This is a genomic window from Paraburkholderia sp., from assembly GCF_047605525.1.
Taxonomy (GTDB): Bacteria; Pseudomonadota; Gammaproteobacteria; order Burkholderiales; family Burkholderiaceae; genus Paraburkholderia.
On sequence record NZ_JASGFN010000032.1, the window covers coordinates 40,807 to 66,696 of the forward strand.

General features: G+C 65.3%; 25 protein-coding genes. 9 read left to right on the forward strand and 16 right to left on the reverse strand.

The window, feature by feature from the left end:
* Positions 1-41 precede the first annotated feature (41 nt).
* Complete coding sequence (gene dapB, locus QM685_RS32520) at positions 42-839, reverse strand: 4-hydroxy-tetrahydrodipicolinate reductase (protein ID WP_415123247.1); 798 nt, start codon at positions 837-839, stop codon at positions 42-44.
* A gap of 214 nt (positions 840-1,053) precedes the next feature.
* Positions 1,054-1,929, reverse strand: a complete 876-nt coding sequence (locus QM685_RS32525; RefSeq protein ID WP_415123249.1) for an outer membrane protein assembly factor BamE — start codon at positions 1,927-1,929, stop codon at positions 1,054-1,056.
* Between the two features lie 154 nt (positions 1,930-2,083).
* Here QM685_RS32525 and fur point away from each other — a divergent pair, with 154 nt between their 5' ends.
* Positions 2,084-2,512, forward strand: coding sequence for a ferric iron uptake transcriptional regulator (fur, locus tag QM685_RS32530; RefSeq protein WP_012434340.1), 429 nt, complete (start codon positions 2,084-2,086; stop codon positions 2,510-2,512).
* 142 nt (positions 2,513-2,654) lie between these two features.
* On the opposite strand, the gene QM685_RS32535 is transcribed toward fur, so the two are convergent.
* From QM685_RS32535 to QM685_RS32545, 3 genes are all read right to left on the reverse strand, one after another.
* Positions 2,655-3,167 (reverse strand): ureidoglycolate lyase, encoded by a 513-nt coding sequence (locus QM685_RS32535; RefSeq protein WP_415123252.1) that lies wholly within the window; start codon positions 3,165-3,167, stop codon positions 2,655-2,657.
* 24 nt (positions 3,168-3,191) lie between these two features.
* Positions 3,192-4,202, reverse strand: a complete 1,011-nt coding sequence (gene alc / locus QM685_RS32540; protein ID WP_415123254.1) for an allantoicase — start codon at positions 4,200-4,202, stop codon at positions 3,192-3,194.
* 135 nt (positions 4,203-4,337) lie between these two features.
* Positions 4,338-5,666, reverse strand: a complete 1,329-nt coding sequence (locus tag QM685_RS32545; RefSeq protein WP_415123256.1) for a C4-dicarboxylate transporter DctA — start codon at positions 5,664-5,666, stop codon at positions 4,338-4,340.
* Between the two features lie 237 nt (positions 5,667-5,903).
* Here QM685_RS32545 and QM685_RS32550 point away from each other — a divergent pair, with 237 nt between their 5' ends.
* Positions 5,904-6,590: a FadR/GntR family transcriptional regulator gene (locus QM685_RS32550; RefSeq protein ID WP_415123258.1), complete on the forward strand. Its 687-nt coding sequence runs from the start codon at positions 5,904-5,906 to the stop codon at positions 6,588-6,590.
* Between the two features lie 79 nt (positions 6,591-6,669).
* Here QM685_RS32550 and gap read toward each other — a convergent pair whose 3' ends face one another.
* Positions 6,670-7,680, reverse strand: coding sequence for a type I glyceraldehyde-3-phosphate dehydrogenase (gene gap / locus QM685_RS32555; protein WP_415123260.1), 1,011 nt, complete (start codon positions 7,678-7,680; stop codon positions 6,670-6,672).
* A 107-nt stretch (positions 7,681-7,787) separates the two neighbouring features.
* Entirely contained in the window at positions 7,788-9,809 is a 2,022-nt protein-coding gene (gene tkt / locus QM685_RS32560; RefSeq protein WP_415123262.1) for a transketolase, read from the reverse strand.
* 286 nt (positions 9,810-10,095) lie between these two features.
* Here tkt and speE point away from each other — a divergent pair, with 286 nt between their 5' ends.
* From speE to QM685_RS32575, 3 genes are all read left to right on the forward strand, one after another.
* Positions 10,096-10,974 (forward strand): polyamine aminopropyltransferase, encoded by an 879-nt coding sequence (gene speE, locus QM685_RS32565; RefSeq protein ID WP_415123264.1) that lies wholly within the window; start codon positions 10,096-10,098, stop codon positions 10,972-10,974.
* A 107-nt stretch (positions 10,975-11,081) separates the two neighbouring features.
* Entirely contained in the window at positions 11,082-11,495 is a 414-nt protein-coding gene (locus tag QM685_RS32570; protein ID WP_415123265.1) for a VOC family protein, read from the forward strand.
* Positions 11,496-11,514: 19 nt separating this feature from the next.
* Complete coding sequence (locus QM685_RS32575; RefSeq protein ID WP_415123267.1) at positions 11,515-12,255, forward strand: 16S rRNA (uracil(1498)-N(3))-methyltransferase; 741 nt, start codon at positions 11,515-11,517, stop codon at positions 12,253-12,255.
* Positions 12,256-12,417: 162 nt separating this feature from the next.
* Here QM685_RS32575 and QM685_RS32580 read toward each other — a convergent pair whose 3' ends face one another.
* From QM685_RS32580 to QM685_RS32590, 3 genes are all read right to left on the reverse strand, one after another.
* The gene (locus QM685_RS32580; RefSeq protein WP_415123268.1) at positions 12,418-12,978 is read right to left on the reverse strand and encodes a barstar family protein; all 561 of its coding nucleotides are present in this window, start codon (positions 12,976-12,978) and stop codon (positions 12,418-12,420) included.
* Positions 12,979-12,994: 16 nt separating this feature from the next.
* Complete coding sequence (locus QM685_RS32585) at positions 12,995-13,408, reverse strand: ribonuclease (protein WP_415123270.1); 414 nt, start codon at positions 13,406-13,408, stop codon at positions 12,995-12,997.
* A gap of 426 nt (positions 13,409-13,834) precedes the next feature.
* Entirely contained in the window at positions 13,835-16,174 is a 2,340-nt protein-coding gene (locus QM685_RS32590) for an NADP-dependent malic enzyme (protein ID WP_415123272.1), read from the reverse strand.
* 185 nt (positions 16,175-16,359) lie between these two features.
* Here QM685_RS32590 and thiL point away from each other — a divergent pair, with 185 nt between their 5' ends.
* From thiL to QM685_RS32610, 4 genes are all read left to right on the forward strand, one after another.
* Positions 16,360-17,361 (forward strand): thiamine-phosphate kinase, encoded by a 1,002-nt coding sequence (gene thiL / locus QM685_RS32595; protein ID WP_415123274.1) that lies wholly within the window; start codon positions 16,360-16,362, stop codon positions 17,359-17,361.
* Positions 17,351-17,926: a phosphatidylglycerophosphatase A gene (locus tag QM685_RS32600; protein WP_415123276.1), complete on the forward strand. Its 576-nt coding sequence runs from the start codon at positions 17,351-17,353 to the stop codon at positions 17,924-17,926. The genes thiL and QM685_RS32600 overlap by 11 nt, the downstream gene beginning before the upstream one ends.
* Positions 17,927-18,011: 85 nt before the next feature.
* Entirely contained in the window at positions 18,012-18,512 is a 501-nt protein-coding gene (locus tag QM685_RS32605; RefSeq protein WP_168667236.1) for a CinA family protein, read from the forward strand.
* A 44-nt stretch (positions 18,513-18,556) separates the two neighbouring features.
* Positions 18,557-19,087: a cupin domain-containing protein gene (locus QM685_RS32610; protein ID WP_415123278.1), complete on the forward strand. Its 531-nt coding sequence runs from the start codon at positions 18,557-18,559 to the stop codon at positions 19,085-19,087.
* 145 nt (positions 19,088-19,232) lie between these two features.
* On the opposite strand, the gene pyrF is transcribed toward QM685_RS32610, so the two are convergent.
* The 6 genes from pyrF to araG all read right to left on the reverse strand — a co-directional run bounded on the left by pyrF (position 19,233) and on the right by araG (position 25,803).
* Positions 19,233-20,048 carry an orotidine-5'-phosphate decarboxylase gene (gene pyrF / locus QM685_RS32615; RefSeq protein ID WP_415123280.1) on the reverse strand — a complete coding sequence of 272 codons (816 nt, stop codon included), beginning with the start codon at positions 20,046-20,048 and terminating at the stop codon, positions 19,233-19,235.
* A 77-nt stretch (positions 20,049-20,125) separates the two neighbouring features.
* Positions 20,126-21,187: an aldose 1-epimerase gene (locus QM685_RS32620; RefSeq protein WP_415123282.1), complete on the reverse strand. Its 1,062-nt coding sequence runs from the start codon at positions 21,185-21,187 to the stop codon at positions 20,126-20,128.
* A gap of 226 nt (positions 21,188-21,413) precedes the next feature.
* Positions 21,414-22,343 carry an SMP-30/gluconolactonase/LRE family protein gene (locus tag QM685_RS32625; protein ID WP_415123284.1) on the reverse strand — a complete coding sequence of 310 codons (930 nt, stop codon included), beginning with the start codon at positions 22,341-22,343 and terminating at the stop codon, positions 21,414-21,416.
* The gene (locus QM685_RS32630) at positions 22,340-23,140 is read right to left on the reverse strand and encodes an SDR family NAD(P)-dependent oxidoreductase (RefSeq protein WP_415123286.1); all 801 of its coding nucleotides are present in this window, start codon (positions 23,138-23,140) and stop codon (positions 22,340-22,342) included. The genes QM685_RS32625 and QM685_RS32630 overlap by 4 nt, the downstream gene beginning before the upstream one ends.
* A 42-nt stretch (positions 23,141-23,182) precedes the next feature.
* The gene (gene araH, locus QM685_RS32635) at positions 23,183-24,199 is read right to left on the reverse strand and encodes an L-arabinose ABC transporter permease AraH (protein ID WP_415123288.1); all 1,017 of its coding nucleotides are present in this window, start codon (positions 24,197-24,199) and stop codon (positions 23,183-23,185) included.
* A gap of 56 nt (positions 24,200-24,255) precedes the next feature.
* Positions 24,256-25,803, reverse strand: coding sequence for an L-arabinose ABC transporter ATP-binding protein AraG (gene araG / locus QM685_RS32640; protein WP_415123290.1), 1,548 nt, complete (start codon positions 25,801-25,803; stop codon positions 24,256-24,258).
* Between the last annotated feature and the right edge of the window lie 87 nt (positions 25,804-25,890).

The following is a 25,890-nucleotide window of genomic DNA, read 5'->3' on the forward strand; positions in this document are numbered from 1 at the left end:
CGGAATGCGCCGCCCGCCTCTCGCGCAACAACCGGCCCCGCTCAACGCAGGCCGAGTACGTCCTGCATGTCGAAGAAGCCGGTTGCGTGGCCTTCGAGGAAGCGTACAGCACGAAGCGCGCCTTGAGCATACGACAGACGGCTCGCCGATTTGTGCGTGATTTCGATGCGCTCGCCGATGCCCGCGAACAGCACCGTATGATCGCCGACGATATCGCCGCCGCGGATCGCCGAAAAACCGATCGTGGACGGATCGCGCTCGCCGGTCACGCCTTCGCGGCCGTAGACCGCGCAGTCGTCGAGATTGCGGCCGAGCGCGTGGGCGATTACTTCGCCCATCGTCAGCGCGGTGCCGGACGGCGCGTCGACCTTGTGACGGTGATGCGCCTCGATGATCTCGATGTCGTAGCCGGTCGAGAAATGCCGCGCCGCGTATTCGAGCAGCTTCAGCGTGACGTTCACGCCGACGCTCATGTTCGACGCGAACACGATGCCGATTTTTTCCGACGCCGTGCGCAACTGCGCTTTCTGCCCGTTATCGAAGCCGGTCGTGCCGATCACCATTTTCACGTCGTGGCGCTGCGCCGCTTCGAGGTGCGCGAGCGTCGCGTCGGGGCGCGTGAAGTCGATCAGGTAGTCGGATTCGGCGAATACACGCTCGATGTCGTCGCTCAGCAGCACGCCCGTCTGCTTGCCGAGGAACGCACCGGCGTCCTGGCCGATCTGCGCCGAGCCCGTGCGGCAGAGCGCGCCGGACAGCGTGGCGCCGGCATCGTCGAGGACGGTTTCGATGAGCATCCGGCCCATACGGCCCGATGCGCCAGCAATGGCAATTTTCATGACGATAAGGGTTCGAAAGATACAACCGGGGATGGTCCGGTAAACGCGCCGGAAATGCGTCGACGCGGGCGCGCCGGCGCGCCCGGCACAAGCGAAACACGCTCAGGCGGCAAAATCGGACAGCAGGCTCATGGAACCTGCCCGGGCCGCTCACGCGGGTGGCGCATGCGGGCAAAGCACGCCGGCCACCCGCTTCACAACATCGACAAGCGACTCAGTCGGCCGTTCCCGACGTCGACGAAGAACCGGTCGACGGGGCGGTCGAGGTCGAACTGCCGCTATTCGAGCTGCCGCTATTCTGCGAGCCCGTCGGGCCGACCGGGTTGCTCTGCGTGGTCGGGGCCGGCGGCGGCGGACGATGGAACTGGAACTGCGGCTGGCCACCGCCCGTCGGGCCCTGAGTCGGGATACCACCGGCGTTCACGGTCGGCACACCCGAGCGCACGGCCGGCGCGGTGCCCGACGGCGACGCCGCGCTCGTCGCGCGATTAGCGGCCTGCGCGGCTTCCGCGTTGGCGTCCATGGACGGCGTGGCCGCTTCGACGGCGCCTTCGACCGACGGCGAGCGCGTCGTGTCCACCGTGGCCGGCGCGGTGGCCACTGCCGCGCTCGCGGCGGCGGCGTCGCTGGCGGCCACTGCATTCGCGGCCTCGGCGGCACTCGTCGCGCGCACCGGCGCCGCGTTTGGCCGCCGGCCGCGCCGGTCGCCATCGATTTCGGCCAGCAATTCGAGATTGGTCGGAAGATCTTCGCCGCCGGTCCAGTGGGTCACGAGGTCACCCGAGAAGAACACGACGAAGTCGCGCTGTTGCACGATCGAGGTCGAGCCGCGCTTGAAATAGAACACGTAATCCCAGCGGTTGGCATGGAACATGTCGGTCAGAAGCGGCGTGCCGAGCAACTGGCGCACCTGCGCGCGCGACATGCCGACCTTCATCTGGTCAGCCATTTCCTGTGACACGAAATTACCTTGCACGACCGTAATCCGATACGGCGTAATACTCTGGGCGATGCGCTGGGTCAGGCTGTCGTACGTGGAACATCCGGCAAGAACCGCGACAGTCGCAACAGCGATCAAGGTACCCCGCATGCGGCTCCCCCGGTAAATCAATTGAGATTTGGAAATCATTTCACTCACCGTGCGGGCCCGTTGACGAGCCGCGCTTCATTCCATCGAAGATGACCAGAACGGCAAAAACACATTACTATGAGAGCCCAGCATTGTACTCTAGGGATCCCTTGTCATGACCAATCCAACCGATCTCAAGAATATCGGGCTCAAGGCGACCCTTCCGCGCCTCAAAATCCTTGAGATCTTCCAGCACAGCCCGGTGCGTCACCTGACCGCCGAAGACGTGTACCGCAACCTCCTGCACGAGGAACTCGATATCGGTCTCGCCACCGTGTATCGCGTGCTGACGCAGTTCGAGCAGGCCGGCCTGCTTTCGCGCAGCAATTTCGAATCGGGCAAGGCGGTGTTCGAACTGAACGAGGGGTCGCACCACGACCACCTCGTGTGCCTCGATTGCGGGCTGGTCGAAGAGTTCTTCGACTCCGAAATCGAAAGCCGTCAGCAGTCCATCGCCAAGGAACGCGGCTTCAAGCTGCAGGAACACGCGCTGGCGCTCTATGGGGCGTGCACGAAGGAAAACTGCCCGCATCGCAAGCACTGATGCACTGATGCGCCGCCGGCCGCGTGGGAGCATGCGGCCCGGCAAATCAGAAAAAAGACCCGGCCGATTTCCATCGGCCGGGTCTTTTTTCGTTGGGACGTTGTAAGGGTTGGGAAGCTTGAAATGCCTGCGGCATCCGCCGCTATGCGATCACTGCGGCGCTCGCCTCGAACGCGAGCCGCCACCGCTCGGCGAGTTGCAATTCGTCACAATTAGGCTGTTCTCCACCGCGATCGACCACGACGAAATCGCTGACCTGATCGAGCGCGAGCAGCGGGTGATGCCAGACCCCTTTCGCGTAATTGATGCCCTGCCACGCGTCGGTCCAGAACGCGCGCATGCGCGCCGGATCGAATTCGCCCGCCGGCGCGACCACCACCAGGTAGCGGCACGCCTGCAACGGAATGAACGCCTGGCTGCCGAGCGGATGCCGCTCCATCATCGTGATGTCGACGGGCAGCACGCGCGGCTGCGCGCGAAACAGGTTGATCAGCGGCCGGCCGCCGTGCTCCGTCACGTCGACGCGGGCAAGGTCGTGATAACGCTCGGTCGTGCCGCCGTTGATCGGAAAATGGCGCGCGCCGTCGAGTTCGATCACGTCGCCGAACGGCGCGAATGCGGCGCGCGTCAAGCGCTCCATCTGCAAGGTCTTCATGCGCATTGCTCCCGTTTCGCTCCGTTACGCGATCTCGCCCCACAGGCGCAGACGCGACACGCCGCCATCCGGGAAGATGTTGAAGCGCACGTGCGTGACCGGCCCGAGCGCGGCGAGCCCGTCGGTGAACGTGTGCACGTGATCCATCTGCAGTTTCTGCTCGTCGAGCAGCACCGGCCAGAACATCGCCTGCGTGACGAGGGAGTCGTCGGTGCCGCCCGTCACCGACGCCGCCTGTAGCGAGCAGCGGTCCGGGAAATTGCCCTTGAAGTGCGCGGTGTCCACTTCGATCTTGCGGATCACGCCCGGGCACGCGAGCGCGACGATCGCCCAGTCGTTACCCGGCTCGCGACGGCGGCGGGTTTCCCAGCCGTCGCCCATGTTGACGCCGCGGCCCGGCATCAGGATCTGCGACGCGGGTCCGAAATGCTGATTGTTCGCGGCGACCAGGTACGCGCCATTCTCAATCGCGGCGAGGTCGAGCAAGGTGCCGCGCTCGACGCGGCTCCAGTCGCGCTGCGGCTGGCCGTACACACGCAGACGCGCGAGACCACCGTCCGGATACAGGTTCACGCGCAAATGCGTGAACGGGCGCGCATCGTTCACTTCGACGTAGTGATGCTGATTGCCCTGCAGCGTCGTGGCCGGCACGAGCGTCTGCCAGTCGGCGTGATCGGGCGGCATCTCGCCATCGACGTAGCAGCCGTCGATCGACGCGGCCGGGGGAAAGTTGCCGGTGAAGTGGCTCGTATCGAGGTCGACGCCGTGCACGACGCCCGGCCGGGCGAGGCGGATCACGCAGTGGTCGTGGCCGGTCGTGCGTTTGCGGCGGGTTTCCCAGCCATCCATCCACTTGCCGTGGTCGTCGTATTTACCGGGGATGAACACCGCCGGCTGCGGTTCGAGCATGCGTTCTTTCGGCGCGAAAAATTCGTCGCTGGCGAAAAGCGCTTTCGCGCCGAGGCGCGGATCGGCGAGGTTCATGTAGCGGCGCGTGAAGGCGGGAGCATTCGGGTCGAGGATCGGATTGGCCATGATTGTGTCAGTCAGGTAGCGAAAGTTCAGGAACAGCCGGCGGAGTGACGGCATCCGCCGACGGGGTGTGCGCGCCGCGGCGGCACGCGAAATCGGGTTGTTGCAAGCGCGAAGCTTCGTTCTCGGCCCGACTGGTCAGACCGCCGGCGCGTGGTCGCCGCCGGCCGGCTCGACGGGCGCGTCGTCGACGGCGGGCACGTAGCGCAGCGCCGCGTCGCGATTCAGCACACGATGGGCGCGGGCCCGGTCGATATCGTTTTCCCACACGGCGACGACCACCGTCGCGACACAGTTGCCGATCAGGTTGGTCAACGCGCGGGCAATGCCGACGAACCAGTCCACCGGCAGGATCAGCACGAGGCCGAGCACGGGAATCGCCGGAATCGCGGACAGGGTCGCCGCGAGAATCACGATCGCCGAGCCCGGGATGCCGTGCGCGCCCTTCGACGTCACCAGCGACACCAGCACCACGACGATCAGGTCGTGAATCGACAGCGGGGTGTTGGTCGCCTGCGCGATGAAGATGACCGCGAGCGTCAGATAGATCGAGAAACCGTCGAGATTGAACGAGTAGCCGGTCGGAATCACGAGGCCGACCGTCGAATCCTTGACCCCCATCCATTCGAGCTTGCGCATGATCTGCGGCAGCACGGCGTCGGACGACGCGGTGCCGAGCACGATCGACAGTTCCTCGCGCAGGTAGCGAATCAGCTTGAAGATGCTGAAGCCCGCGAGCCGCATCACCACGCCGAGCACGACTGCCACGAACACGATGCAGCTCAGGTAGAACACGAGCACGAGCATGCCGAGCTGCTTCAGCGACTCGACGCCGTAAGTGCCGGTCGTGAACGCAATCGCGCCCAGCACGCCGAGCGGCGCGAGCTTGATGATGAAGCTCATCACGCGGAAAAACACCTGCGACAGTTCATCGATCAGGCCGCTCACGCGTTGCGCGCGCTTGCCGAGCAGCGACAGCGCCGAGCCGAACAGCACCGAGAACACGAGGATCTGCAGGATGTCGCCGGTCGCGAACGCGTTGAAGGCGGTCTCGGGGATGATCTTCAACAGAAAGCCCGCGGTGTCCTTCAGGCTCTTCGCATGCTCGGTATAGCTCGCGAGCGAGGCCGGATCGAGCGAATTCAGGTTGATGTTCATGCCGACGCCGGGCCGCGTCACGTACGCGAGCACCGCGCCGATCACGAGCGCGATCGTCGTCATCGCCTCGAAGTAGACCACCGCCTTCACACCGACGCGCCCGACCTTGCGCAGGTCGCCCGCGTGCGCCATACCGCTCACGACGACGCAGAACACGATCGGTCCGATCACCATCTTGATGAGCTTGAGAAAGCCGTCGCCGAGCGGACGCAACGACTGCGCGAAATGCGGAAAAACGGCACCGAGCACGATGCCCACCACTAGCGCTATGACGACCCGTCCAAATAGCGAATTGAAAAATTTCAACACGGCTTCCTCCTGGTGAAGATGTTTCTGGGCTGCATCTGTTCTGACTGGTATGACCAGTGCTGTTATGGCAAATAGTAGGAAGCCGATATATTCGCGTCAAGGATTCGTCGAACAGTGTTTACCCGCTGTTTCTTCGGCGATTTCGGGGGTCGGATTGCGGATCCAGTCACCGCGCGGCGCGCCAGTCCGCATCGCGTATTACAATGCTGGTCAGACCACGCTACCGGGTGAGCCGCCATGAAAAACGTGCCGCATACCGTCACCGACGCCGCGATCGCGACCATTCGCGAGCGGATCGAAGCGGGCGTCTATCCGGTGGGCAGTCTGCTGCCGGCGCAACGCCAGCTTTCCGATGAACTGTCGATCAGCCGCGCGTCGCTGCGCGAAGCCCTCTCGACACTCGAAGCGCTCGGCTTGCTCGTGATTCGCCCCGGCAAGGGCGTGTATATCGAAAGCGCGCAGGCGAAAAACGCGCAGACGTGGCGTTTCGCCGAGCAGTCGTCGTTGCCAGACACCTATCAGATGCGCTATGCGCTCGAAGGCTTCGTCGCGCGCATGGCGGTGCTCGCGGTCAGCAATACGGACCTCGAATGGCTCGAGGAAAACGTCACGGCGATGCAGAGCGCGCTCGCCTGCGAAGAACTCGACGAAGCCGCCCGGCTCGATTACGAATTCCACATGCGCATCGTCAACATCGCCGGCAACGCGGCCATCGAATCGATCCTGCGCAGCAGCGCGGAAATCATGCAGGAGAGCCAGCGGATGCCGTTCTACCGGCGCGAGCGGGTGCTGTCCACGTACACCGAGCATCGCGCGATTCTGGATGCGTTGAAAGCGCGCGATTCGATTGCCGCGGGCAAGGCGATCGAGACGCATATCTCAAACGCCGCGCAGCGCGCCGGCGTTTATTTTCCGACGCCGTAGACGTAAAAAAGCCGCTCCGGGGAGCGGCTTTTTCGTCTTGCCTGACTGATTTGCCTGACTGCGGCAGGCCCGCACTTACTTACTTCGCGTTCGCGAGCGCCACAGCCGTGTCCAGCATGCGGTTCGAGAAGCCCCACTCGTTGTCGTACCAGCTCGACACCTTCACGAGACGGCCCGACACCTTGGTCAGCGTCGCGTCGAACGTCGACGAAGCCGGGTTGTGGTTGAAGTCGATCGACACGAGCGGTGCATCGTTGTAGCCGAGGATGCCCTTCAGCGCGCCTTGCGACGCTTCCTTCATGATCGCGTTGACTTCTTCGACCGTCGTGTCGCGCGCGGCGATGAACGACAGGTCGACGATCGACACGTTGATCGTCGGGACGCGGATCGCATAGCCGTCGAGCTTGCCGTTCAGTTCCGGCAGCACGAGACCGACCGCCGACGCCGCGCCGGTCTTGGTCGGGATCTGGCTGTGCGTGGCCGAGCGCGCGCGGCGCAGGTCCTCGTGATACACGTCGGTCAGGACCTGGTCGTTCGTATACGCGTGGATCGTCGTCATCAGGCCGTTCACGAGGCCGATCTTGTCGTTCAGCGGCTTGACGAGCGGCGCGAGGCAGTTGGTCGTGCACGATGCGTTCGAGATCACCGTGTCCGATGCCTTCAGCACGTCGTGGTTCACGCCGTAGACGATCGTCGCGTCGACGTCTTTGCCGCCCGGCGCCGAGATGATGACCTTCTTCGCGCCGCCCTTGATGTGCGCGCTGGCCTTTTCCTTGGTCGTGAAAAAGCCCGTGCATTCCATCACGACGTCGACGTTCAGCTCGCCCCACGGCAGCTCGGCCGGGTTGCGGTTCGCGAGCACGCGGATCTTGTCGCCGTTCACGACCAGGTAGTCGCCGTCCACCGACACTTCGCCCGGAAACTTGCCGTGCGCGGTGTCGTACTGCGTCAGGTGGGCATTGGTCTTCGCATCGCCCAGATCGTTGATGGCGACGATTTCGATATCGTGCTTCTTGCCGTTTTCATAGAAGGCGCGCAGGGTGTTGCGGCCGATCCGGCCGTAGCCGTTGATTGCGACGCGAATCGTCATGATTTATCTCCTGATGGCTAAAAAAATACGTCTCTGTTCGCCTGACCGGCGGCGTTGCCGCGATGCCCCATCGCGTGGCGGGCCCGGGCGGCAACGCCTGCCGCGGATCAGCCGAGCGCGGCCTTGACCGTCTCCACCACGTGCTCGACGGTGAAGCCGAAATGCTTGAACAGCACGCCTGCCGGGGCCGATTCGCCGAACGTGTCGATGCCGACCACGCCGCCTTCCAGACCCACGTACTTGCGCCAGAAATCCGACACGCCCGCTTCGATCGCGACGCGGCGCACGCCATGCGGCAGCACGCGCTCGCGGTATTCGGCGTCCTGCCTGTCGAACACGTTCGTCGACGGCATCGACACGACACGCGCCGCAATGCCTTCGCGCGCGAGCGGCTCGACGGCCTTCATCGCGAGTTCGACTTCCGAGCCGGTGGCGATCAGGATGATCTTGCGCGCGACGATTTCCTCATCCCAGTCGCGCAGCACGTAGCCGCCCTTCTCGATGTTGGCGATCTGCGCGTCGGTGCGCTCGTTGAACTGCAGGTTCTGACGGCTGAAGATCAGGCACGACGGACCGTGATGCTCGATCGCGTGGGTCCAGGCCACCGCGGTTTCGACGGTGTCGGCCGGACGCCACGTTTGCAGATTCGGGATCAGACGCAGGCTCGCGACGTGTTCGATCGACTGGTGGGTCGGGCCGTCTTCGCCGAGACCGATCGAGTCGTGCGTGAACACGAAGATCAACGGCGACTTCATCAGCGCGGCGACACGCAGCGCGTTGCGGCTGTAGTCCGAGAACGTCAGGAACGTGCCGCCGAACGCCTTGAAGCCGCCGTGCAGCGCGATGCCGTTGATCGCGGCGCTCATGCCGAATTCGCGCACGCCGTAGTTCACGTAGTTGCCGGCGGCCTGGCCTTCGGCATTCACGCGCACCGGCTTCGCGGCCTTCCAGTTGGTCAGGTTCGAGCCGGTCAGATCGGCGGAACCGCCGAGCAGTTCGGGCAGCACGGCCGACAGGCCTTCGATTGCCTGCTGCGACGCCTTGCGAGTCGCAACGGTTTCCGCGCGCTCGTTCGCGCCGGCGATGATTGCCTTCGCCTTCTCTTTCCAGTCGGCCGGCAGTTGCTTGTCGCTGCGGCGCCTGAATTCGGCCGCTTCCCGCGGATACTTCGCCGCGTACGCCGCGAACGCCTTGTCCCAGTCGGCTTCGAAACGCGCGCCCGCTTCCTTCGCATCCCATGCCGCGTAGACTTCCTGCGGAATCACGAACGGCTCCCACTTCCAGCCGATCGCTTCGCGGGTTGCCGCGATTTCCTTGTCGCCGAGCGGCGCGCCGTGCGAATCGTGGCTGCCCGCCTTGGTCGGCGCGCCTTCGCCGATCACGGTCTTGCAGCAGATCAGCGTGGGCTTGTCCGACTGCTTGGCCTGCTGGATCGCCGCGTCGACCGCGTCGACGTCGTGGCCGACCACGTTCGGGATCACGTTCCAGCCGTATGCTTCGAAGCGCTTCGGCGTGTCGTCGTGGAACCAGTGCACCACTTCGCCGTCGATCGAGATACCGTTGTCGTCGTAGAACGCGATCAGCTTGTTCAGCTTGAGCACGCCCGCGAGCGAGCAGGCTTCGTGCGAGATGCCTTCCATCAGGCAGCCGTCGCCGACGAACACGTACGTGTGATGGTCGACGATCTTCGCGTCGGGCTTGTTGAATTCGGTGGCGAGCAGCGATTCGGCGAGCGCCATGCCGACCGCGTTCGCGAGACCCTGGCCGAGCGGGCCGGTGGTCGTCTCGACGCCCGGCGTGATGCCGTATTCCGGGTGACCCGGCGTCTTCGAATGGAGCTGGCGGAAGTTCTTCAGCTCTTCCATCGGCAGATCGTAGCCGGTCAGATGCAACAGCGAGTACAGCAGCATCGAGCCGTGGCCGTTCGACAGGACGAAGCGGTCGCGATCGGCCCAGTGCGGGTTCTTCGGGTTATGGCGCAGATGACGCGACCACAGGGCGACGCCGATTTCGGCCATGCCCATCGGCATGCCGGGGTGGCCGGAGTTCGCCTTTTGAACGGCGTCCATGGCTAACGCGCGAATCGCGTTAGCCATCAGGGAAGTGGGTGCGGGAGACGGGGTCGTCATGTCGAGTCCGGAGACAAAGTCAGAAAGCGGAACGCTTGAGGCCCGGAAGCTCGGCGACGGGTTCGCTACGGCGCACGATGCGGCGCCGGGAGACGCGAAACGGGCAGAGCAAACGGACAACGCTGAAAGCGTCACATTCTAGCAGAAGGTTAACCCGCATCCGCCCGGAAAGCCGTCTGGCCATGTGGTTCAACGCACGCCCGCGCACGTGTCCCGGCGCGGGCACGCGACGGCCTTTACAATTCGCTCACCGCCCCTGCCACGCTCCATACCGAGCCCGTCCGCCGTGAACGCTCCCCTGTTGTTCCAGCCGAGTCCCGATGCCGTCTACGGCTTTGCTGATGCGCGCCTGGTCGAGCGTGTCGAGTCGCGCTATCAGACGATCGAGATCTGGGATACCCCTCAGCTCGGCCGGCTGTTCACGCTCGACGGCCGGCCGATGACTTCCGCCGGCGACGAGTTCATCTACCACGAATGCATGGTGCATCCGGCCGCGCTCGCGCATCCGGCGCCGCGCGCGGCGCTCGTGCTCGGCGGCGGCGATGGCGGCGCGGCGCGGCAGTTGCTGAAGCATCCGGGCATCGAGCGGATCGTCGTGGCGGAACTCGATGCCGAGGTAGTACGCCTCACGCGCGAGCATTTGCCGGACGTGCATGGCGGTGCGTTCGACGATCCGCGCGTCGAGCTCGTGATCGGCGATGCCGCGCATTACGTCGCGGCGGCTGCCGCGGCGGCCGCGCAGTTCGACCTCGTCGTCTTCGATCTGACACCGCCAGATTCGCCGGCCGCCGGCCTGTACACGCCGGCCTTCTACGCGCAACTCAAACGCGTGCTGCGCGCCGACGCCGCGGTGTCGCTGCATCTCGGCTCGCCGTATTTTCACGCGCCACGCGTGGCCGCCCTGCTCGACGAACTGCGCGCCGCGTTCTCGCACGTGCGCACGATGAGCACCTTCGTCCCGCTGTACGGCTCGCTCTGGATGATGGCAATTGCCAGCGACACGCTCGACCCCGCCGCGCTTACCGCCGACACGCTCGCCGAACGTCTCGCCGCGCGCGGCATCGATTCGCTGAGGCACTACGATCCGGCTCTGCACGCGGGGCTATTCTCGGCATCGCGGTCGGTGCGCGATAAACTGAGCCCGTTGCTGAAGCCACCCGGTTGACGCGTGGACACTTTGTGCGAATCGACATGGCTTGCCGATGCCGGCATGCCGCCGCCGATCGCGACTCGCAGCATGCATCCCGTCAACCCTCGAGATCCGGAGAACCCATGACCACCCCCCGCCCCGCCGGTGTGCCCTGGCTGACACCCTATCTGACGGTCCGCGACGCGCGTGCGTCGATTGCGTTCTTTTCAGCGGCGTTCGGTTTCGAAGTGCGCGACAGCGTGCAGGACGACGGCGTCGTGATGCACGTCGAGATGACTTATCAAGACCAGTTGATCGTGATGTTCGCGCCCGAGGGCGCGTTCGGCTCGACCGCGAAAACGCCGAAAAGCGCGGGCACGATCGCGCCGCAGTCGTTCTACGTCTATGTCGAGGACGTCGACGCCGTCTATGCGCGGGCGCTCGCGGCCGGCGCGAAATCATTGAGCGAGCCGCAGGATCAGTTCTGGGGCGACCGCTTCGCGCAGGTCGAAGATATCGACGGCTACCGCTGGGCGCTCGCGCGCCACCTTTCCTGAGTTAACGAGTATTTCGTCGATGCCCCGTTTTTTCGTCGCCATGCCGCTTTACCCCGATGACGTCATGGCTCTGCCCGATGACGTCGTGCGCCACGTTCTGGTGCTGCGCTTGCAGCCCGGCGATTCGATCGTGCTGTTCAACGGCGAGGGCGGCGAATACGGCGCCGAACTCGTCGAGGTCGAACGCCGCGGCGCCCGCGTGAGGATTCGCGAATTCCGCGCAGTCGAAGTCGAGCTGCCGTATCGGCTCACGCTTGCGCAAGGCATCGCCGGCGGCGACAAGATGGACTGGCTGATCGAAAAGGCAGTCGAACTCGGCGCCTCGGGCTTCGTGCCGCTCGCCACGGCGCGCAGCGTCGTGCGGCTGGCGGGCGAGCGCGCGCAGCGGCGGCAGCAACACTGGCAAGGCGTCGTGCGGGCGTCGTGCGAACAATGCGGGCGCAATCGCCTGCCGGCGGTGATGCCGGTGCAGGAACTCGACGCATGGCTCGACGCGCTGCCGCGCGCGCCGGAACCGGACGAGTTGCGCCTGCTGCTGTCGCCGCGCGCGAGCATCAGCTTTTCAGCATTGCCCGACGTGCCGCCGCAAGGTGGAGTGACGGTGCTGATCGGCCCCGAAGGCGGTCTTTCCACCGACGAGGAAGCCGCGGCCATCGAGCAGGGATTTACCGCCGTAGGCCTTGGGCCGCGGATATTGCGCACGGAAACAGCGGGGATCGCGGTGCTCGCGGCGCTCGCCGCACGCTGGGGCGGTTGGTAAGCCGGTTTTGCTGCTTCCCGGCGATAGAGTTCGATCCGCCGCACCCGGAAGCGTCCAGCCGCGCACCACCAAAGCAAAGGCCCGCCAATTGGCGGGCCTTTGCCGTCTTTACCGCGAAGTTAGCTGCCAGATACGAACGGCAGCACCTGAACAGGCAAAAAATCAGGCGAACGAGTAAAACACCCGGAACGCGACCTTGCGCTCGGCCCAGAATTCGGCCGCCTCGCGGAATACGTCGAGCAGTGTCTCGCGCCCTTCCTTGTCGAATTTCTGCGCGACCGGCAACTGTTCGAGCACGATCACGAAGCCCGGCTGCGCGCCCGCCTTGTGCACGAGGTCGGTCAGGCAGTCGTAGAGTGCGTCGTAATTCTTGCCGAAATGCTTGGGAAACAGGAAAGATGTCGCGATCGTCTCGAGCACTTCCTGCTTGGACGCCGCGTTCGCGCAATACGCATATAAAAAGTGCTGGCCAAGCTGATTGGCCTCGTCGGCGAGATCCTGCACGCGAAATGCGCGGATCGATTGCACGATGTTCGGTCGCACGGTCCTGAAAAGGCTCATGGGCTCCTCGTTCGATGAAACCACCGTGCCAGCCTCGCTCTGGTTGTCGCGGCCCGGCTCGCCGGCGCGCATCTTCATGACGCGTTGGAACAAATTGCCGTCGCCGGCCGCGAAAAGATCCGTCGCGACTCCGGAATCGTGCGCGTAGATGTTGTCGCTCATGCCGTTCATCCCGATGTCATTCAACAATACGATTAAAACTGGTGTAGTGGTCGTCCGAGTAGTAACAATTGTCGGTTCGCTGTAGCGGACCTCCGCAGACGATGCGGCGCGCCCCGCGATTGCGCGCGTGAGGCGTGGGGACGGTGTATTCGTGGTAATAGCCGCGCCGATGGGCGGGCAGCACCCGTTCGTAGTTGCCGAATACGACGCCATCCTTCTGATACGGGTAAGGCCCGCCGGCGGCTATGAGGTTCAACGTATTGACCGCCTCGCGCGGCAGTTGCGCGAGCGCGACGGTGCCCACCTGCGCGTTCGCCCCGGCAGGCGCCGCGTAGTTTCGCGCCCATGCATGAGGCACGGAACCGGACAACGCGCAAAGCGCGGCAGCACCGATCAGCACGCCTTTTATACGCAGCCAGTTGCGTGCCATGTATCAGGTTTCCCGCTGTCAGATCACGAGTTCGACGACCATGAAAGTCGTAAGGGTATCGCTATTAGCCTTTGGAATCAACGTTCGACGGGCGGACGAAACCCGTCGGCGGCCGCAAAAGCCGGTGGCTCGGAGCCTTTACGACATTTGACAAAATATTGAGCCTGGGCAGGCTAAACTTAGCTCGACCGTGCAAATGAGGACGGAACGCAGGCAGTCCAGCACTCGCCGGCCTACGTTCTCACCGCCCGGTCGAGAGCCTTGGAACTGCTGCAGCCGCAAGGCTGTGTCATTGCCGTTTTCGGGGTCGGCTATCCCCAGCTTGCCCTGAGGCGTGCCCATTGCGGGCACGCCATTTTTTTCATTTCTTATTCGGGGCGCGATCCAGCAGCATCATGCATCACTGGATCGGAAGCGGTTCGACGCCTAGCGGGTTGCGCTGACGTCGGCCACCAGCAACGCGGTCATGTTGACGATACGGCGAACCGTCGCCGACGGCGTCAGCACGTGCACCGGCCTGGCCGCGCCGAGCAGAATCGGGCCGATCGCGATGTTGTTGCCGGCCGCCGTCTTCAGCAGGTTGTACGAGATATTGGCCGCGTCGATATTCGGCAGCACCAGCAGGTTCGCATCGCCTTCGAGCGTCGAATCGGGCAGCACTTCGCGGCGCAGGTTCGCGTCGAGCGCGACGTCGCCGTGCATTTCGCCGTCGACCTGCAGATCCGGTGCGCGCTCACGCAGGATCTCGAGCGTATCGCGCATCTTCTGCGCGGTCGCCGCATTGCTCGAACCGAAGTTCGAATGCGACACCAGCGCCACCTTCGGCTCGATGCCGAAACGGCGCACTTCCTCGGCGGCCATGATCGTGATCTCGGCCAACTGCTCCGGCGTCGGATCGACGTTCACGTGCGTATCGACGAGGAAAATCTGCCGGTTCGGCAGCACCAGCGCGTTCATCGCCGCGTACACCTTCGCGCCTTCCTTCTTGCCGATCACCTGGTCGATGAAGTGCAGATGACGATGCGTCGTGCTGACCGTGCCGCAGATCATGCCGTCCGCCTCGCCCTTCTTCACCATCATCGCGCCGATCAGCGTGGTGCGGCGGCGCATTTCGAGCTTCGCCATCTGCTCGGTGATGCCCTTGCGGGACATCATCTTCGCGTATTCCTTCCAGAAGTCGCGGTAACGCTCGTCATGATCGGTGTTGACGACCGTATAGTCCTGACCCGCGACGAGCCGCAGACCATAACGCGCAATACGCTGCTCGATCACCGCGGGGCGGCCGATCAGGATCGGTTTGGCGAGCTTTTCGTCGACGATGATCTGCATCGCGCGCAGCACGCGCTCTTCTTCGCCTTCTGCGAACACGATGCGCTTCTTTTCCGGCTCGACGCCGCGCGCGAGCTGGAAGATCGGCTTCATCGTCGTGCCGCTGTGGTAGACGAACTGCTGCAGATGCTGCCGGTACGCGTCCATGTCTTCGATCGGCCGCTCGGCGACGCCCGAATCCATTGCGGCCTTCGCCACCGCCGGCGCGACCTTGACGATCAGACGCGGATCGAAGGGCTTCGGAATCAGGTATTCCGGCCCGAACGACAGATCCTGGATACCGTAGGCGGTCGCAACGATGTCGCTCTGCTCCTGGCGCGCCAGCTCGGCGATCGCGTTAACCGCGGCGATCTCCATTTCACGCGTCACCGTCGTCGCGCCGGCGTCGAGCGCGCCGCGGAACAGGAACGGGAACACCAGCACGTTGTTCACCTGGTTCGGGTAATCGGTGCGGCCCGTGCACAGCACGGCGTCCGGGCGCACTTCGAGCGCGAGTTCCGGCAGGATTTCCGGCGTCGGGTTCGCGAGCGCGAGAATCAGCGGCTTGTCGGCCATCTGCTTGACCATGTCCTGCTTGAGCACGCCGCCAGCCGACAGGCCGAGGAAAATGTCCGCGCCGCCGATCGCCTCAGCGAGCGTGCGAGCGTCGGTTTCGCGTGCGAAGCGTTCCTTGTCCGGGTCCATCAGTTCGACGCGGCCTTTGTAGACCACGCCAGCCAGGTCGGTGACGATGATGTTTTCGAGCGGCAGGCCGATATCGACCAGTAGATCCAGACAGGCCAGCGCCGCCGCGCCCGCGCCGGACGCCACCAGCTTGACGTTCCTGATGTCCTTGCCGACCACTTTCAGACCGTTGGTGACCGCGGCCGCGACGACGATCGCGGTGCCGTGCTGGTCGTCGTGGAAGACCGGAATCTTCATGCGCTTGCGGCACTCGCGCTCGACGATGAAGCAGTCCGGCGCCTTGATATCCTCGAGGTTGATGCCGCCGAAAGTCGGCTCGAGCGCGGCGATCACGTCGACGAGCTTATGCGGATCGGTCTCGTTGATTTCGATATCGAACACGTCGATGCCGGCGAACTTCTTGAACAGGACGGCCTTGCCTTCCATCACCGGCTTCGACGCGAGCGGCCCGATGTTGCCGAGCCCCAGCACCGCGGTGCCGTTCGTGACGACGCCGACGAGGTTGCTGCGCGCGGTGAAGCGCGCGGCGTTCAGCGGGCTCTCGACGATCTCCTCGCACGCGAACGCGACGCCCGGCGAGTACGCCAGCGCGAGGTCGCGCTGGTTGATCATCTGCTTGGTCGGGGCGATCGCGATTTTGCCGGGAGTCGGAAACTCGTGGTAATCGAGAGCGGCTTCGCGGAGTTTGGTATTGACGGGATTCGACATAAGGCGGGCTTCGAAGTGCAGATTAGAATAGATGCTCGACGGCATTGTAGCCCCAATTGCCTACGCAATTCCTTCAATACAGGTACAACAGCCGCGACCGAAACAGGGGGAAACGCCGATGCGGCGTGGTTTGCGTGGCCGTCGCCCGGCACCGGCGCCTGCCATCGTCAAAAATCCAAAGCCTCGAGCGACGCCTGCTCTCCATCGTTCTCCGCTCATCGTCCACCACCATGCTTTCCGAGTTTTCGCTGATCGATCGTTTCTTCGCCCGCCGTGCCGCCGCGGCACGACCGTCCAACACGCCGGGCGACATGCTCGGCATCGGCGATGATTGCGCGCTGCTCGCGCCGCGCCCCGGCGAGATGCTGGCCATTTCCACGGACATGCTCGTAGAAGGCCGCCATTTTTTCGCCGATGTCGACCCCGAGGCACTCGGCCACAAGGCGCTCGCGGTCAATCTGTCGGACCTCGCCGCGATGGGCGCGCAGCCGCAAGCGTTCACGCTGGCATTTTCACTGCCGAAAGCCGACGAAGCATGGCTTGCCGCGTTCAGCGAAGGCCTCCTCGGGCTGGCTGAGCGTTACGCTTGCGAGCTGATCGGCGGCGATACGACGGGCGGTCCGCTGAATCTGTGCATTACGGTGTTCGGCAGCGTGCCGCCGCAACGGGCGCTGCGCCGTGACGCCGCCAAACCCGGCGACGACATCTGGATTTCCGGCACGCTCGGCGATGCGCGCGCGGGCCTCGGCGTGCAGCGTGGCGAGTGGACCGTCGATGCCGCCGACGCCGCCACCTTCCGTCATGCAATGGAGCGCCCGGAGCCGCGCATCGCGCTGGGCCTCGCGCTGCGCGGCATCGCGCATGCGGCGCTCGATCTGTCGGACGGCCTCGCGGGCGATCTGCTGCATATCCTCGAGCGCTCGTCGATGCGCGCCACCGTCGACATCGACGCGGTCCCGCGCTCGGATGCGCTGCGCCGCCTCGCGCCCGAGATCCAGCAGCGCTGCACACTCGCGGGCGGCGACGACTACGAGTTGTGCTTCACCGCGCCCGCCGCGGCGCGCGCCGCGGTGCAAGCCGCCGCGCGCGAGGCAGCCGTGCCGGTCACACGCATCGGTACAATAAACGCACTCGAGGCGGTCACCGGCCGCCCCGCCATCGCGTGGCGCAATGCCGCCGGCGCGCCGCTCACTCTGACGCTGCAAGGTTTCGATCACTTTCATGCAGAATGACCCTTCGCTCGGCCCCGCCGACGATTTCATCGGCGGCCGGTCGCCCCAGCCGTCCGGACCACCCACACCCAAGCCGCAGCAGCCGCGCCGCGCCACCGCGCGCTTCATGCTGTCGCATCCGTGGCATATCCTGTCGCTCGGTTTCGGCAGCGGTCTGTCGCCGGTCGCGCCGGGGACCGTCGGCACGCTGTTCGCGTGGGCGTCGTTCGTGGTGCTGAACCGCTATCTGACGGTGATCGAATGGGGCGCGCTGATCGGGATCGGCTTTATCGGCGGCATCGCGCTGTGCGGTTTTACCGCGAAGCGGCTCGGCATCGAGGATCCGTCGGCGGTCGTGTGGGACGAAATCGTCGCGTTCTGGCTCGTGCTGCTGATGGTCACGCCCGCCACGCTCACCGGCCAGTTGTGGGCATTCATCACCTTCCGCTTCTTCGACATGGTGAAACCGCCGCCGATCGGCTATTTCGACCGCCGTCTGAAAGGTGGCTTTGGCATCATGTTCGATGACCTGATCGCCGCATTCTTTACGCTGCTCGTGATCGCGCTGTGGCGCATGTCGGTTTGACTCCGGTTTGACTCCCTTTTAATCGCCGCCGGGCCATCGCTCTTTGCCGTGCCTCACGGCGGGCCCTGTTTTCCGGATTGACGCCATGCCTACCGATTCCGTCGTTCATCAGCTTGCGATCCGCGTGAGCAACCGTCTGCGCGACGAGCGCCTGATGCTCGTCACCGCGGAGTCCTGCACGGGCGGCATGGTCGCGACCGCGATCACCGATATTTCCGGCAGCAGCGGCTGGTTCGAGCGCGGCTTCGTCACGTATTCGAACCAGGCGAAAAGCGAAATGATCGGCGTGCCGGCCGATCTGATCGACAGGCACGGCGCGGTCAGCGAACCGGTCGCGCGCGCGATGGCCGAAGGCGCGCTGCGCAACAGCCGCGCGCAGGTGTCGCTGTCGATCACCGGCGTCGCGGGACCGGGCGGCGGCACCGAAACCAAGCCGGTCGGCATGGTCTCGTTCGGCTGGAGCAACCGGCTGCATACGTCGGTGGAAACGAAGATTTTCAAGGGCGATCGCGAGCAGATTCGCGTACAGGCCGCCGCTCACGCGTTGCGCGGCGTGCTCGCGCTGCTCGACGAACGCGAGCATTGAGCCGCGCCCGACCCTTTATCGACTCTCACTCAAAAGGCGGACACATGCGGGATTCGCGCCCGATCGCGGACAAACTGATCCGCCGCCTCGCTCTGAAACCGCATCCTGAAGGCGGTTTTTTCTCGGAGACGTACCGCTCGGCCACGCGCGTGCTGCGTGATGGCGAGCCGGCCGTCACGCGCGCGGCGTCGACCGCGATTTACTACCTGCTGTGCGACGGCGCGCACTCGGCGTGGCATCGGATCCGCTCCGACGAGGTCTGGCATTTCTATGCCGGCGAGCCGCTGCACGTCCACGTGCTCGACGAAGATGGCGGGGACGGCGGAAGCGGCGCGCTCGCCACGCACCAGCTCGGCAATCCGCTCACGCATCCCGATACCGTGTATCAGGCGGTGGTGCCGGCGGGCTCGTGGTTCGCGGCGGAGTGCGCCGATGCGGCATCGTTCGCGCTGGTCGGCTGCACGGTTGCACCGGGATTCGAATTCAGCGAGTTCGAGCTCGCGGACGTCGGCGCGCTGAAGGCACGGCATCCGCGGCATGCGGCGTTGATCGGGCGGCTGGGGCCAGCGGCCTAGCGGGGCTGGCGCCGCGCTTATCCGCGCCCACTTCCCGGCTCACGCACGCCGATGCGCTCACCGCGCGGCATCCGCAGCGTGGACAGTCGATCGGGTCAGTTTGAACCCGGAAATGGCGGCGACACCGCCGTCACGCCCCTCAACCTCACCGGAACGCGTTGATCCGGTCGCGCGTTTCCTTCGCGGCCCGTGCCGCCGCGTCGGCGAAATCGTCGCCCTTGCCCGCATAGATGATCGCGCGCGACGAATTGATCAGCATGCCGGTACCATTCGCGGTCCGCCCGGCGGTCACGGTGGCCTGCACGTCGCCGCCTTGCGCGCCGATGCCCGGAATCAGCAGCGGCATATCGCCGACGATCCCGCGCACCACCTCGATCTCTTTCGGGAAGGTCGCGCCGACCACGAGCCCGAGCTGGCCGCTCGCGTTCCATTTCTGCGCCGCCAGTTGCGCGACGACCTGATAAAGCGGCCGCCCGCCCGTCTCGATGAACTGCAGATCGGAGCCGCCTGCGTTCGACGTACGGCACAGCACGATCACGCCCTTGCCTGCGTGCTCGAGATACGGCTCGATCGAGTCGAACCCCATGTACGGATTGACGGTCACCGCGTCGGCCTCATAGCGCTCGAACGCCTCGCGCGCGTACTGCTCGGCGGTGCTGCCGATGTCGCCGCGCTTCGCGTCGAGAATCACCGGCAGACCCGGATGGCTTGCGTGAATGTGGGCGATCAGTTGCTCGAGCTGGTCTTCCGCGCGATGCGCGGCGAAGTAGGCGATCTGCGGCTTGAACGACGACGCGTACTGCGCGGTCGCATCGACGATCGTGCGGCAGAACTCGAAAATCGCGTCGGCGCGGCCCGCGAGCGCGCCGGGAAATTTGCCGGGCTCGGGATCGAGGCCGACGCACAGCAGCGAGTTGGTGCGCCGCCAGGCGTCGTTGAGTGTCTGGATGAAGTTGGACATGGTGTGTGTCGCGGCGAGCCGGTAGTCGGAAGTCGCGCGTATTTTACCCGCCTATGCGCATCGCCCACACCACGCCGCTACTGCTTCCGTCGTCCGCCCCTCGCGCCCGGCATCGACCGCAAACCCGTACGCTCGACGGTAAACCGGAACGTGCGTGTCAGACGCTCGCCGCGCTTGAGCAAGGTCATGCCGTTTTCGCTCGCGCCACCGGCGAGATTCATCGCGTTGATCGGATGATCGACCGGCTCGAAGCAGAAAAAGTCCTCGCCCGGCGGCGTGTACAGCACGTAATAGTCGGTATCGGCCGCGATGTTCAGCGACAGCCGGCGCTTCGGCCACACCACCGCCGCCTGGCCGCTCCAGCCGGTGAACGCATGATTGACGATCGTCTCCGGCAACGGATACGCGACGCCGAACTGCCACGCGGGCGGCGCCGGCACGTGGCGCACCGGCAGCCAGTCGTCGCCGGACAGCCACAGGCCACCCGCCGCCGCCGACAGCTCGGTATCCGCGTCGCGCACGAAGAACGGATGCACGCCGAGCCCGAACGGCAGCGTCTCGCGCCCGGCGTTTTCGATTTCGAGCGCGACGACGAGCGTCGGGCCGTCGAGCGTATAGGTTTGCGTCGCGCGGAATGCGTACGGTTTGCCGTCGCGCCGATCGAGCGTCAGGCGCACGTGCTCGCGATCCGCGTCGACGACCTGCCATGCGGCGAGCCAGCCGTCGCCGTGAATCGGCAGCGGCTCGTCGGCGCGGTTGCGCGGCACGTCGACACGCCGTCCCGCGACGCTGAAATGACCGCCGCCGATCCGGTTCGAATACGGCAGCAGCGGATAACAGGCGAGCTGGTTCGGCTGCGTGTCGGGGCCGACGTGGCGGCAGCGCCGGAAGATCGGCGTGAGCGCGCCGTCGTCGCGCCAGTCGAAGCGGGTCACGCCGCCGCCGAGCGTCGGCGCGACGTCGAGGCGCAATTGCGCGTTGGCGAGCGTAATGCACGCGATGTCGCCGGCGCTGCCTTCGCCGAGCGCCACCGCCGATGTGCTCGGGCCCGCCAGCACGGGGTTGGCCGCCGCGGCAAGCCGCGAGCGCCGGCTCTGCGAGGTTGGGGACGAGGCTGAAACGAGATTCGCAACAGTCATATCTGGCTCCATCGAGAGGCTTGGGACATTGCCGTCAGAGCTGACGGGTACCGCGGGCGATTTTTTCTGACAGGTCGCCTCGGGTCCGAACTGCATGCTGCCGATTTGTTGCCGATTCACTGCCAACGCACTGCTTTCGGAACTGCGACATCGACTTCTGCTTCACCTTTACATTCACCTTCAAGTTCGCGGCCCCGGCGCGCGGCCGGGGCCGCGTCATGCCGGACTACACGGGCGCACCCTGGAACTGCGGCTCGGGCACGCCGCGCCGCGCGAGCACCGCGACGAACACGCCGCCCGCGAGCGTGTCGGCCGCGCGCGCCGCCTCATCGAGCTCGGCGTACGCGCTCGTGATGTACAGCGTGTCGAGCCGCGCGCCGCCGTCGGGTCGCCCGAGGGCGGGACCGCCCAGCGCGACGCAGCTCGGCTGCGCGGTCGGCACGTCGACGCGCTCGGTTTCTACGCCGTCGGGACCGTAGCGCACCACCCGCGCGCCGCCCCACTGCGCATTCCACACGCCGCCGTCGCTGTCGACGGTCGAGCCATCGGGGATGCCGGTTGCGTCGGCGAGGCGCGTGAACACGCGATCGTTCGCAATGCCGCCGTCCGCGCGGTAGTCGCACGCGCGGATGACGCGCGTCGGCGAATCGCAGTAGTACATCGTCGCGCCGTCGGGGCTGAACGCGATGCTGTTCGAAATCGCCGGCGCGGGCAACGGCAGGCGTTCGAGCGACAGATCGCGATTCAGCCGGTAGAAGCCGGCGACCGGCTGCAGCCGCCCGCTTTCGTCCTTGGTGCCGAACACGAAGCGCCCTTCGCGATCGCAGCGTCCGTCGTTCACCCGCGTGTTCATGTCAGGCTCGACGTCGACGATCCGTTGCGTATCACCCGTCTCCAGATCGAAAAATGCCAGATGCGACGCGAGCCCGAGCAGCAGATAGCGCGGATTCGCGCACAGCGCAAACGTGGCAAGCCGCTCAGGCATGCTGAAGGAGTCGCTGCGGCCATCGGCCGGATCGTAGCGCCACAGCCGCGCGCCTTCGATGTCGGTCCAGTAGAAGCGGCCGCTGCGCGCGCACCAGGTCGCGCCTTCGCCGAGCTCGCATTTCGTGTCGAGCAGCAGCGCCGCCTGCTGGACGCGCGCGCCGGCACTCACGCCCAGCCTCCGTCGACGATGAGGTCCTGCGCGGTGATCATGCGGCTGTCGTCGGCGGCGAGGAACAGCGCCATGCGCGCGAGGTCGGCCGGCATCAGCTCGGCGTCGATGCACTGCCCTTCCTTGATCTGGCGGCGCCCGGTGTCGTCGAGCCACAGGCGCTTCTGCTTCTCCGTCATCACCCAGCCCGGCACCAGCGTATTGACGCGGATATTGAAGTGTCCGAGGTCGCGCGCGAGGCCGCGCGTCAGACCCTGCACCGCCGACTTCGACGTCACGTACACCGGATAGCCGCCGTTCTTCAGCATCCAGCTGACCGAGCCGAGGTTGATGATCGAGCCGCTGCGCGCGGCCTTCATGTCCTCCATCACCGCCTGCGCCGCGAAGAACTGGTGGCGGATATTGACCGCGATGCCCGCGTCGAACGATTCGGGCGTGACTTCGCCGATCGTGTGGCGCCTGTCGTTCGCTGCGTTGTTGACGAGCACCTGGATCGGACCCAGCGCCGCCTTGACGTCGGCGATCGCTTTTCGCAGCGCGTCGATATCGGTCAGATCGCAGGTGAGAAACAGCGGCTTGTGCTTCGAATCGCCGAGCTGGTCGGCGAGCGCTTCGCCCGCGCTCGCGTCGATATCGAAGAACGCGACGCGCGCGCCCTGCGCCGCGAAGTGCTCGACGAACGATGCGCCGATGCCGGTCGCGCCGCCCGTGATCAGCACCGTACGGTCGACGAGACTCGGATAGCGCGCGTACGCGGTATCCGCGAGACTGGCGTTTGCATTGGCCGGAGACGACATCGTTCGATTCCTTTAATGAGCCTGGGATGAAATGAAAGTGAATCAGTCGCGCGCGCCGCGGTTCTTCAACTGGTCGAGCAGCACGGCCGCGAGCAGGATCGCGCCGCGCACGAGGTACTGGTAGAACGCGTCGATGTTCAGCAGGTTCATCACGTTCTCGACCGTGCCCATGATCAGCACGCCGATCACGACGCCGGAAATCGTCGCGCGGCCGCCCAGCAGCGACACGCCGCCGAGCACGCACGCGGAGATCACGTTCAGCTCGAAGCCTTCGGCGGCGTTCGGCTGACCCGACGTGATCCGCGACGCGAGAATCACGCCGGCGAGCGCGGTCACCGCGCCCTGGATCAGGAAGATGTAGACGCGCGTGCGCTCCACGTTGATACCGGCGAGGCGCGACGCTTCGGGATTGCCGCCGATCGCGAGCGTGTTACGGCCGTACACCGTCTGGTTCAGCATCACGCCGAACACGATGAAGCAGATCAGCGTGACCCAGATCGGCAGCGACACGCCGAAGAACGTCAGGCCGCCCAGCGCGATGAACGTATCCGACGACACGCCGACCGCCTGCCCATGCGACACGATGAAACCGAGGCCGCGGACGATTTCCATCGTCGCGAGCGTCGTGATCAGCGCGTTGATGCGCAGATAGGCGATCACCGCGCCGTTGACGAAGCCGATCACGCCGCCCGCCACGACCGCCGCGACGATCGCGATGAAGGTGTTGCCGGTTGCGTTGAGCACCATCGCGCACAACACGCCGGCGAACGCGACGGTCGAGCCCACCGACAGATCGAAGTCGCGCGACGCGAGGCAGAACATCATCGTGCACGCGACCATGCCGATCTGCGAGATCGACAGCGCGAGGCCGAGCATGTTCTCGATCGAGAAGAAATGGTCGACGGTCAGCGACATCGTGACGAACATCACGACGAAGATCACGATCAGGCTGTACTCGGTGATCTGCTGCCACCACTTCGCCTTGTCGCCGGCCTGCGGAATCAGCGCGTCGGCCGCGCTCCTGGCGGCCTGTTGCGCGAGGTTTTCTCTGGCTTGCATGTTCAATACTCCTCCCGTTCCCCACGGGTTGCTGCGGACGTGTGTCCGGATAAGGTTCAGGCCGCGTGCTGCGCGGTACTCGCATGGTCAGCGGCGTCGGGCAGCGCGGTCGAGCTTTGCGGCAGCGCGAGGCTCAGCACCGACTGCTCGGTCGCGTCCTTGCGCGCGAGCTCGCCGGAAATACGGCCCTGGCGCATCACGACGATCCGGTCGGACACGCCGAGCACTTCCGGCAGCTCCGACGAAATCATCACGATCGCGCAGCCGCGCTCCGCGAGCTGATAGATCACGTTATAGATCTCGTGTTTCGCGCCGACGTCGATGCCGCGCGTCGGCTCGTCGAGAATTACGACCTTCAGATCGGGCTCGGCGAGCCAGCGCGACAGAATCGCCTTCTGCTGGTTGCCGCCCGACAGGAAGCGGATTTTCTGGCGGCGGTGCGGCGTCTTGATCTTCAGCAGCTTGATGAAGCGGTCCGCGGTCTGCGCTTCTTTCTTGCGATCGAGGAACACGCCCGCGCGCAGGTAATGACGCCGGCAACTGATATTGATGTTCTCCGCGACGCTCGCCATCGCGACGATGCCCTCTTCCTTGCGGTCTTCCGGGCACAGCACGATGCCGTGTTTAATCGCCTCGCCCGCGCTGCGCACCTTGATCGGCTTGCCGTCGAGCATCAGCTCGCCGCCCTTGCGGTGCTCGGCGCCGTACACCAGGTGCATCAGCTCGCTGCGGCCCGCGCCGACGAGTCCAAAGAAACCGACGATCTCGCCGCGCCGCACCTCGAAGCTCGCCGGCTGCGCGAGCGGATGCCCCTCGATCGCCTTCGCCGCGAAGCGCACTTCGCCGAGCGGCCGCGCCGAATAGCTATAAATGTCCGAAATCTCGCGCCCGACCATCTCGCTGACGATCGTGTCGCGCGACACGCCCGCGAGCGTCGCATGCGACGCGACCTTGCGGCCGTCGCGGAAAATCGTGCACGAATCGCACAGCTCGTAGATTTCGTCCATGCGGTGCGAGATGTAGATCATCGCGCGGTTGCCGGCGCGCAGATCGCGCACCAGCTTGAACAGCACCTCGGTCTCGCGATGCGACAGCGAGCTGGTCGGCTCGTCGAGCGCGATCACGCGCGCGTTGCGCATCAGTGCCTTGCAGATCTCGACCATCTGGCGCTGCGCGATCGACAGCTTGCGCAGCTTCGCGTTCGGGTCGAGCGCAACGCCCATCGCTTCGAGCCGTTCGCGCACGAAGCGCTTCGCCTCGCGCTTGTTGACCCAGCCGAGCGCGTTCGGCAACTGGCCGAGCAGCAGGTTTTCCGAGACCGTGAGGTCGGGTACGTATTGCAGTTCCTGGTGAATCACCGCAATACCGGCTCCGATCGACGCGGCGGCGCTCGGAAAGCGCACCTCGTTGCCGTCGATCATCATGCGGCCGGAATCGGGCTGGTACTCGCCGCCGAGAATCTTCAGCAGCGTCGATTTTCCCGCGCCGTTTTCGCCCATCAGGCCGTGGACCTGGCCGGCGTTGACGTCGAAGGACACACCGTCGAGCGCGCGCACGCCTGGAAAGACTTTGCCGATATTGTCAAAACGTAGCGTCGCTGACACTTCGCCTCCTGTTGCTTCATGTGGGCCGCCGGGCGGCGTGCGCCACCCTTCATACCGGATGGACGCCGCCGCGCGCGGTCCGTCTCT